The sequence below is a fragment of the Anaerococcus sp. genome (assembly GCF_022770135.1).
Classification (GTDB): domain Bacteria; phylum Bacillota; class Clostridia; order Tissierellales; family Peptoniphilaceae; genus Anaerococcus.
This window is the reverse complement of sequence record NZ_JALEIL010000095.1, coordinates 1-10150: the sequence shown is the minus strand read 5'-3', so window position 1 is coordinate 10150 and position 10150 is coordinate 1. Positions and strand designations below refer to the sequence as shown.

Annotated in this window: 8 protein-coding genes; 7 read left to right on the top strand and 1 reads right to left on the bottom strand. The window is 38.8% G+C overall.

Translation table 11 applies throughout. The features are described 5' to 3' along the window. The first annotated feature begins 549 nt into the window (after positions 1 to 549). On the top strand, positions 550 to 1830 hold the full coding sequence (ltrA, locus tag MRZ08_RS04515) for a group II intron reverse transcriptase/maturase (protein WP_297379784.1): 1281 nt from the start codon (positions 550 to 552) through the stop codon (positions 1828 to 1830). A 73-nt stretch (positions 1831 to 1903) separates the two neighbouring features. Here ltrA and MRZ08_RS04510 read toward each other — a convergent pair whose 3' ends face one another. Then, entirely contained in the window at positions 1904 to 2353 is a 450-nt protein-coding gene (locus MRZ08_RS04510) for a methylated-DNA--[protein]-cysteine S-methyltransferase (protein ID WP_297379781.1), read from the bottom strand. 76 nt (positions 2354 to 2429) lie between these two features. Here MRZ08_RS04510 and MRZ08_RS04505 point away from each other — a divergent pair, with 76 nt between their 5' ends. From MRZ08_RS04505 to MRZ08_RS04480, 6 genes are all read left to right on the top strand, one after another. After that, positions 2430 to 3728: a glutamate-cysteine ligase family protein gene (locus MRZ08_RS04505; protein ID WP_297379778.1), complete on the top strand. Its 1299-nt coding sequence runs from the start codon at positions 2430 to 2432 to the stop codon at positions 3726 to 3728. Further along, complete coding sequence (gene radA / locus MRZ08_RS04500; protein ID WP_297379775.1) at positions 3728 to 5098, top strand: DNA repair protein RadA; 1371 nt, start codon at positions 3728 to 3730, stop codon at positions 5096 to 5098. Before MRZ08_RS04505 ends, radA begins: the two co-directional genes overlap by 1 nt. A gap of 145 nt (positions 5099 to 5243) precedes the next feature. Beyond that, positions 5244 to 5627 (top strand): FMN-binding protein, encoded by a 384-nt coding sequence (locus MRZ08_RS04495; protein ID WP_012803608.1) that lies wholly within the window; start codon positions 5244 to 5246, stop codon positions 5625 to 5627. A 90-nt stretch (positions 5628 to 5717) separates the two neighbouring features. Further along, positions 5718 to 7544 (top strand): flavocytochrome c, encoded by a 1827-nt coding sequence (locus MRZ08_RS04490; protein WP_297379770.1) that lies wholly within the window; start codon positions 5718 to 5720, stop codon positions 7542 to 7544. A gap of 191 nt (positions 7545 to 7735) precedes the next feature. Beyond that, entirely contained in the window at positions 7736 to 8602 is an 867-nt protein-coding gene (locus MRZ08_RS04485) for a serine hydrolase (RefSeq protein WP_297379767.1), read from the top strand. Positions 8603 to 8658: 56 nt separating this feature from the next. Next, positions 8659 to 9987: a C1 family peptidase gene (locus tag MRZ08_RS04480; RefSeq protein ID WP_297379764.1), complete on the top strand. Its 1329-nt coding sequence runs from the start codon at positions 8659 to 8661 to the stop codon at positions 9985 to 9987. The last annotated feature ends 163 nt before the right edge of the window (positions 9988 to 10150 follow it).

The following is a 10150-nucleotide window of genomic DNA, read 5'->3' as shown; positions in this document are numbered from 1 at the left end:
CTTTGATGGCGAGACAACAGAAAGAATAAACTAGAATTAAGAAAGAGCCCTCGGATTGAGGGCTTTTTCCTGTATGACGGGTATGTCCTAACGCTGGGGTGAAATTCCCTACAGAGCGTAGTTACCAACGAATCTAATAGTGACCCCGAAGTTTTAGGTGGCGACATCTAGGAGAGAAGAACGGGTAGCGAAATCGTGGCTTGACGAACAGGAACAGAATATAAGGCGTAACAGGTGGGCGAGCTAGCAAGAGATAGCAAAGACCCAAAAGGTAACCGTAAACCCAAAGCGTAAATTCTGCAAGTAAACGATGAAAGCATTAGGGCTTATCCCGTGAGGTCTCACTAGCGAAGAAGTAGTAACAACGAATAGTGAGAAATCAGCAGAAGTCATAGTAGGTGGAAACACCGAAGGACCGAACAATTTAAAAGCACAAGCAAAATGTATGTTGCATGACAAATCTGACAGAGAAAGTAGAAGAAACGTAAATGAAATCAAAATCTCACACCTAAGAAAAAGTTATGCAAGCGGAAAGGAGCAAGTGCACACATGGAAGATAATTTAATAAGTCAAATCCTAAACCCAGAAAACATGCACCAAGCCAAAGTAAAAGTAATCTCCAACAAAGGAGCAGCTGGAACAGACGGCATAAGTGTAGAAGAAATAGATCAATACATCAAAGAAAACTGGGCAAGGATAAGACAAGAAATAATCGAAAGACGCTACAAACCACAACCAGTACTACGAGTAGAAATCCCAAAACCAAATGGAGGAAAAAGAAAACTCGGAATACCAACAGTAATGGACAGAATAATCCAACAAGCAATCGTACAAGTCTTAACCCCGATAATAGACAAAAGATTTTCTGAAACAAGCTATGGATTCAGACCAGGAAGAAACTGTCAAATGGCAATAACAAAAAGCCTAGAATACTTAAACGACGGATACGAATGGGTAGTAGACATAGACCTAGAAAAATTCTTCGACAAAGTGCCACAAGATAAACTAATGAGCATGGTTCATGAACACATCAAAGCACCAGACACAGAATCATTAATCAGAAAATACCTAAAAACGGGAATAATGAACAAAGGTGTATACGAAAAAAATGAAATAGGAACCCCACAAGGTGGAAACCTATCACCACTACTAAGTAACATTATGCTAGACAAACTAGACAAAGAGCTAGAAGCAAGAAAACTTAGGTACACAAGATACGCAGACGATTGTCTAATATTTGTAGGAAGTAAAGCAGCAGCCACAAGAGTAATACACTCAATAACAAGATTCATAGAAAATAAACTTGGACTAAAAGTAAATGCAGCAAAAAGCAAAATAATAAGACCAAATAAAATAAAATATCTTGGATTTGGCTACTGGAAAGACAACAAGACAAATCAATGGAAAGCACGAGTCCATGAAACATCATTTAAAAGACTCAAAGACAAAATAAAGGAACTCACCACAAGAAAATGGTCGGTTTCTTTTGATTACAGAATCAAGAAATTAAATGAAGTAACAAGAGGCTGGATAAACTACTTTAAAATAGCAAGCATGAAAAGCAAACTAAAAAGCTTTAGCGAGCATCTAAGAACTAGACTCAGAATAATATGCTGGAAAATGTGGAAAGTACAAAAGAAACGACAATGGGCGTTAAGGAAAATGGGAATAGTAAAATACCTAGCAAGACTAACATCCTATTGTGGAAACAGATACTACTTTGTAGCAACAAAAACCTGCTTAGTAAGAGCAATCACAAAAGAAAGGTTAAGCAAAACAGGGTTAATCGACCCTTATGATTACTATATAAGCAGGACATGTGTAAATTAAATTGAACCGCCGTATGCCGAACGGCACGTACGGTGGTGTGAAAGGGGCTAGATCTTAGGCCCTATTCGATTGCCTAACTTTCAAGCTTTAGGAGAAATCTTTTTACATCTACCCCGTAGGCAAAGCCTCCAATCTTTCCATCAGACCTTACGACCCTGTGGCAGGGATAAACAATAAAGAAGGGATTTCTGCCTATAGCATTAGCCACAGCTCTTGTAGCTTTCTTTCTATTAATATTTTCAGCAACCTCCTTATAGGTCGACTTTTCTCCATAGGGAATGTTTCTAAGCTCTTTTATTACTTCTTTTTGAAAGTCAGTCCCTTTAAGCTCAAGGAGATCATAAATTGTAAATTTCTTCCTTTCTCCTTTGAGGTATTCATCGATTTGTCCAAAGACCTTATTAGTAGCAGAAGTTTTTTCGGACAAGTCATCTGCTTTTTCTACCAAGCTTATAGATTCGATTTTTTTATCGTAGGCGAATTTAATAATCCCAATCCTACTTTCGTAAAATGCGTATTTCATAAGATAACTATATGTCTTTGGGATAAAGTAGCCAGAGGCGTATAATGATAGAAAGTTAAATTAGAGAAGGATTGATATGAATTATAAAGAAAAAATACAAAAAATTGTTAATTATATAAAAAGCGGAGAGAAAGATTCCAAAGACTTCGCCCTAGGTTTTGAGTCAGAGCATTTTGTAGTTGATAAGGATAGTCTTGAAACTGTATCTTATTATGGAGAAGACGGCATTGCACGTTCAATGGAAGAAATATCTAAAAATTCCTACGAAATCCACAAAGAAGATGGGAAGATTTTGGGTTTGAGCAAGGACAGATTTGATATTTCTGTAGAGCCTGCCAGCCAATTTGAAATCGCTATAAAGTCTCATAAGAGTATTGATGACTTATATGAGGATTATAAAAAAGCCATGGGAGAGCTTGTCCCAGTTTTTGAAAAGAAGGGCCAAGTTCTGGCCAACGTAGGTTATCATCCAAAAAGTAAGATTGAAGATATCAAGATCATCCCAAAGAAGAGATATGACTATATGTATGAATATTTCAGGATTAATGGGGGAGCCTACGCCCACAATATGATGAAGGGAACGGCAAGTCTTCAATGCGCTATAGATTATGCCAACGAGGAAGACTTTAAGAAAAAATACTTTGTGGCAAGCGCCCTTTCTCCCTTCCTTTATTCAATCTTCGACAATTCCTATATCTTTGAAGGAGAAGTTTATAATAAGAGAAATCTCCGCCAGATGATTTGGGATAATTGTGATAGGCAAAGAACTGGAGTCTATCCATTCGCCTTTGATGATGACTTCTCTTATGAAAAATATGCAGAAGAAATCCTTAATACAGACATAATATTTGTCCATGAAGATGGCGAAGACCACTATAAGGGAAGACTTAAGTTTTCAGAAGTAATGGATAAAGATTCGAGTGATGAAATGATATTCCACGCCCTATCAATCGTATTTCCAGATGTAAGGGCTAAGAGATATATAGAAATAAGAATGCCTGATGAAGTACCTTACCCATATAATTTCGCAGCTTTAGCCTTAATCAAGGGGCTTTTCTATGATGAAGAAAATCTTGATAGGCTCTATGAGATTTTTGGAGATATGGATTACAGGTCGCTCACAAACCTTAGAAGTAGGACTGAAAGATACGGCCTTCATGCTACCTACAAGGATAAGGAAGTCTATAAATGGGCCTTAGAATTTGTAGATATGGCGAAAAGAGCCCTAGAGGATGAGGCTCATTACCTAAAGCCTCTAAGAGAAATCCTTGAAGAAGGAAAAAGTCCTAGGGATATTTATGAAAGTCTATACAAGAAAGATCCGACAGAAGCAATAAGAGTCTTTTCTGCCAATGAATCTCTAAGGAAGATGTAATGGCTAAGGTCAAAAAAGCCTATGAATGTGCATCCTGCGGCCACACCCAAGGAGTTTGGGCAGGCCAATGCCCAGAATGTGGCAAATGGGGAAGTATGCATGAGGTTGTTGTTGAGAAAAAGTCTACTAGGCAAAACGTAGTAGTGGAAGATAAAAATGCTAAGAAACTTAATTCTATCGCCCTAGATGAGTCTGAAAGGATAAAATCGACCTATAGCGAGTTTGATAGGGCTGTGGGCGGAGGACTTGTGAGAGATTCTGTTACAATTCTTACAGCAAGACCGGGTGCAGGAAAGTCCACTCTCCTCCTTCAATTATCAAAGTCTTATGCCGATAAGGGCCTTAAGGTAATCTATATTTCAGGAGAAGAGAGCGAAAGTCAAATCAAGTCACGTGCAGACAGGATTATGTCTGATCTTTCTGAAAATATCTGGATTCTTTCGACAAACTCCATGGACCTTGCCATCAAGGAAATAAAAAATGTGGATGCTGATATAGTTTTTCTAGATTCTATCCAAACCTTTAGCCTGGCAGAACTTGATAACAAACAAGGAAGTCCAACCCAGACCATAGAGGTCGCCAACAAGGCAGTTGACATTGCAAAGGATAGCGAAAGAAAAAGAGCAGTGATAATGATAGGTCATATGACCAAAAAGGGAGAGATGGCAGGTCTTAGGACCTTGGAGCACTTGGTAGATACGGTCTTAGTCCTTGATGGAGAAAGTGAGGAAGACCTAAGGATCTTAACTTCGACTAAAAATAGGTTCGGAAGGACTGGAGAAATTGGTCTATTTTCTATGGATGAAGATGGGCTAAATGAGATTACAAATCCTAGCGAGTATTTCATCACAGAAAGAACTGAAGATATAGAAGGATCTGCTATTTCTGTAACGAATGAGGGATCGAGACTCCTTGAAGTAGAGATAGAGTCTTTGGTATCCAAGTCCTTCATGCCCTACCCACAAAGGATAGGGGACTCCCTAAGAAGAGATGACCTAAATACTCTAATCTCAATTCTCCAGGAAAGAGCAGGCCTTAATCTTTACGATTACAATGTAATCATCAAAACAACAGGAGGCATCAAGCTTAGCGAGCCTTCGGTAAATCTGGCTATAATGGTCTCCATCGCTTCATCCTTGATGAAGGTTCCAGTTTCCGACAAGAGTGTATTTATAGCAGAAGTAGGACTTACAGGAGAGCTTAAGAAGGTTCCTCAAATCAAACAAAGGCTAAAGGAAATTGAAAGGCTAGGCTATAAGAAAGCCTTCGTAGCCAAAAACTCCATCGATAGCAGGGACTTCAAGAACTTAAAGATTTATCAACTAGCAAATATTAGACAAGTTATAGATGAGGTCCTAGTAAAAGGATGACCCTTTAGCTAATTAAGCTAGAACTTTAAAATGTTATAAATTTGTCCTGAAATTTTAAAGAAAATTCTAGGAGAACTTAGGAATTTGCAAATTGAAAACGTGTGTAGTATAATCAGATGACACAGGAAAAATAAAGGAGAATTATATGAAAAACATAAAATCATACGCAGCAATCGCAGCACTAGCCCTTGCTCTTACAGCTTGTGGAAACAATGCTAACGATGCTAAGAAAGAAGATGCTTCTACTGACGTAGCAACAGAAGAAACAACAGAAAAAGTTGGTGAAGCTACGGCAGCAGGTTACGGTGGAGACATCAAAGTTAAAGTAACTATGGATGGAGAAACAATCAAAGACATCCAAGTTGACCACACAGAAACAGAAGGAATCGGAGCAGACGCAGTTCCAACTCTAGTTGAAGAGATCAAAAAGAACAACGGAACTGAAGGCGTAGATAACGTATCTGGTGCAACAGTAACAAGCGAAGCTCTAAAAACAGCAGTAGACGAAGCAATCAAGGCTGCAAAATAATATAATTACAAAGAAAGTAAGCTCTAAGGGCTAGTCCTCGACAATAAAAGATTAGTCTTTAGGGCTTTTCTAATCTTTAAAGGAGATGAAATGAAAGCTAAAAAATTATTTGCAAGTCTATCCCTAATACTTGCCCTAACATCTTGTGCTTCTCAAAGTCCAAAGACGACAGATGAGACGAAAGAAGATGTCAAGACAGAAGAAAGTGCATCAAAAGAATCTAAGGAAGATTCTAATATAGAAGAAATATCAGGTACATATGAAGGGTCTGCCAAGGGATATGGCGGAGACATCAAGGTTAAAGTGACCCTAGATAAGGGAGAGATCACAGACATAGAAACAGAAGAAAGCGAAACCAAATCAGTAGGATCTGCTGGAATTGAGAGAGTTAAGGAAGAGATAATTGCCAAAAACTCAACTGATGTGGACAGAACTACAGGTGCTACAATATCGTCAGCTGCCTTTATTTCAGCTGTAAATGAAGCCCTACTTACAGCAGGAATAGACTCTGATAAACTTGTGGCTAAGGAAATCGAAGATGACTTCAAAACTCCAATCGAAACTGACGTTGTAGTAGTAGGTTCCGGTGGAGCAGGCCTATCTGCTGCTATCCAACTTGCCCAAGACGGTAAGAATGTTACAGTTGTAGAAAAGGCAGGAATTACAGGTGGTAACTCATCCCTTGCTTCAGGTGGAATGAATGCATCAGAGACTAAACTTCAAGAAAAAGAAGGAATCCCTGATACTAATGAACTTTTCTTTGAAGATACTATGAAGGGTGGCCATGATATAAATAACCCAGACCTAGTTAGAAAAATGGTCGACTCATCATCTGAGGCCATCGATTGGCTAGAAGATAACGGAGCTCCTTTGACCCAACTTAAGTTTTCTGGTGGTCAAAGTGAGATGAGAACCCACGCTCCAGTAAATGATGAAGGAAAATCAATCCCCGTAGGATCCTACCTAGTAGACAAGCTAACTACAAAGGCTAAGGAATTGGGAGTGGATATAATCTATGATGCAAGAGTAAAAGAAATCCTAATGGAAGATGGCAAGGCTAAGGGAGTTCTTGCTGAAACAAATAAGGGAAATCTTACAGTAAATGCCAAGGCAGTTATAGTTGCAAGTGGTGGATTCGGTGCCAATATGGACATGGTTGTAGAATATAAGCCAGAACTTGAAGGCTACGTATCTACAAATGCTAAGTCAATTACCGGAGATGCTGTTAACTTCCTAAAAGAAGCTGGAGCAAACTTCATAGACATGGATCAAATCCAAATCCATCCAACAGTTGTCCAAAAAGACGGATCTCTAATATCAGAAGGCCTAAGAGGAGAAGGGGCGATCCTTCTTAACCAAAAGGGAGAAAGATTTGTAGACGAGCTTGAGACAAGAGACTTTGTATCCAAGACTATCCTAGATCAAGAAGGAAAAGCAGCTTATCTTCTAGTTGATCAAAAAATGATGGATGAGTCTGCTACTATCCAAAAATACTACGACAAGGGCCTACTGGAAAAAGCAGAAGACTACAAGGCACTTGCTGAAATTATAGGATGTGACGAAGAAACAGTTAAGAATACTTTAGAAAAATGGAAGGAAATCTGCGCCAACAACGAGGATCCTGACTTTGGAAGAAAGGGCATGGATAAGTCAAAATCCGACCTATCTAAGGCTCCTTACTACCTAGTTAAAATCGCTCCAGGAATCCACCACACCATGGGAGGAGTCGAAGTAAATACAAACTCAGAAGTAATTTCCAAAGAAAGTGCGCCTATCCCAGGCCTATACGCTGCAGGAGAAGTTACTGGAGGAGTTCACGGGGCAAATAGACTCGGTGGAAATGCTGTAACTGACATAGTAGTATTCGGAAGAAACGCTGCTAAGTCAGCAGAAGAATATATAAAAGAAAATAATTAAGTTTATGAGCTTTTGCAAGATATATCATTTGATGATGACCTATCGAGCGAAAGCTCTTTTTGATTGCGGTTGAGTTAGCTAGAGAGAAAAAAAGATAGAAATAAGGCTTAGGAGAAATATAATATATGTGACATAAATTTAACGACTCTATAAAAGTTTAAGAATAAGATTAATTTACTAAGGAGAGATAAGTGAAGAAAAAATATATAATTTTACTAGGCCTTTGCCTAATTTTTCTCATAGGAGGCTTATATTTTGTAAAAAGGGATTCGAAGTTTGACCTAGAAGATTCCAAAAGCAAGGCTGTTTACATATATAATCTAACAGACAATAAAAAAGTCTACGGAAAAAATGAAAATAAGCCTCTTCCTATGGCATCTCTTACCAAAATCATGACCCTTCTTGTAAGCCTCGATCATGTATCTGACTTAGGAGATCTTGCTCCTGTTGACTATGATTCCTATATGAGAGCTGTCAGTGAAAATGCTTCTATGGCAGGTTTTCTTGCAAATGAAACAACGACCTACAGAGATCTTATGTATGGGACAATACTAGCATCTGGAGCAGAAGCAGCAGACTCCCTTGCGATCAATGTGGCAGGTAGCATAGATTCATTTGTAGATCTTATGAATGAAAAGGCAGGAGAGCTTAATCTAGAAAATACTTCCTACGCCAATGCCGATGGTATGGATGATAAGAGAAACTTTCAGTCGGCTAAAGATTGTGCTATGCTTATCAAATATGGCCTAGAAGATGGTAATTTTAGGGCGATTTTTACTAAGAGAGACTACCTATCGCAAGCGACAAATGAACATCCAGACGGAGTCTACATAGAAAGCACTATTTTTTCTCACCTTAAGGATTATGGAGAAAATGGCTTTGAGATTATCGGAGGCAAGAGCGGAACGACGGACGAGGCTGGACTCTGCTGGGCGACCCTTGCCGAAAAAGATGGGAAGGAATATATAATAGTTGTCATGGGAGTTTCTTTTTCGGATATCGATGACCTTCCAGATGCCCATATCAGAGAGACCCTGGAATACTTAGAGAGAATCTAATTAATAATGACTATCAATTAATATATTTTTAGGTAAAATATTAATGAGGTGAAAAAATGATTAACAAAGATAAATTTAAAGACTTAGACGAGAAATTTTATGCTGACAGGGCAAATGTGATTGCCCAAAGTGCAGTAACAAGAAATGGAATTACAGAAGCTGCGATCGACCCTGACGTGATTAAGGACATGCGCCACTCTTTTTCGATTGAGCTTAAGCAAGGAGAGATAACAGACCAAAAGCAATCAGGTCGTTGCTGGATGTTCTCCGCCCTAAACACTATGAGATATAGGATAATCAAGGATTACAATCTTGAGACTTTCGAGCTTTCCCAAGCTTATCCCCTATTTTTTGATAAGCTAGAAAAGAGCAATTATTTCCTAGAATCTATAATAAAAACTGTAGATGAAGACCTCCAAGGAAGACTAGTAAAACACATCTTAGCTGATCCTTTGGGGGATGGTGGCCAATGGGACATGTTTGTAAACTTAGTCAACAAATACGGGATTGTACCAAAATACGCCATGCCTGAGGTTAAATCTTCATCTGCTACCAGAGAGATGGACGCTTATCTTACAAAAATGCTAAGATCTTTTGCCAAAGACTTAAGAAATGCCCACAAAGAAGGAAAGAGCCTTGAAGACTTAGAGGCTATGAAGGATGGCTTTAACGAAGATATCTATAGGGCCCTAAGCGTGGTTTTAGGAACTCCTCCAAAGAAAATCGACTTTGAGGCGAGAGATAAGGACGATAATTATATAAAGGAGACAGACCTTACTCCTAAGGAATTTTTCGACAAATATGTAAAGATGAATCTAGACGACTATATTTCCCTAATCAACGCTCCTACTGAAGATAAACCGTTTAACGAAACTTTTACGGTAGATTATCTGGGCAATGTCGTAGAAGGAAAGGAAGTTAAATACCTAAACCTTCCTATAGACGAACTAAAAAAGGCCGCCATCAAGCAACTTAAGGACGGATTTCCTGTATGGATGGGCTGCGATGTAGGCCAAAGCTTTATCAGACAAGAAGGAATCCTCGATACCAAGGCCTTTAATATCAAAGAAATCTTCGACTTAGACTTTGAGATGACTAAGGAAGAAAGACTTGACTACTCAGAAAGCTTGATGACTCACGCCATGGTATTTACAGGAGTTGACCTAGACGAAGACGGAAAACCAGTAAGATGGAAGATAGAAAACTCTTGGGGAGATAGGGCAGGAAACAAGGGCTATCTAGTAATGAGCGATGTTTGGTTTGATGAATACATGTACCAAATCGCAGTAGATAAGAAATATCTAACAGAAGATCAGAGAAAAGCCTGGGACAAAGACCCAATCCACCTAAAACCTTGGGATCCTATGGGATCACTTGCAAGATAAATAAGAGGGCCTTTCGGTCCTTTCAGAGCGTAGACAAAGTAACTTCAATCGAAATTTATTTTATCGTTAAGTTACCCTTATCTCGACTAAGAGAGTGAAACGAACGCATGGAGAGATCTCATTAGATTTCTCCGCTCACTCCGTTCGGTCGAAATAAGGGTTA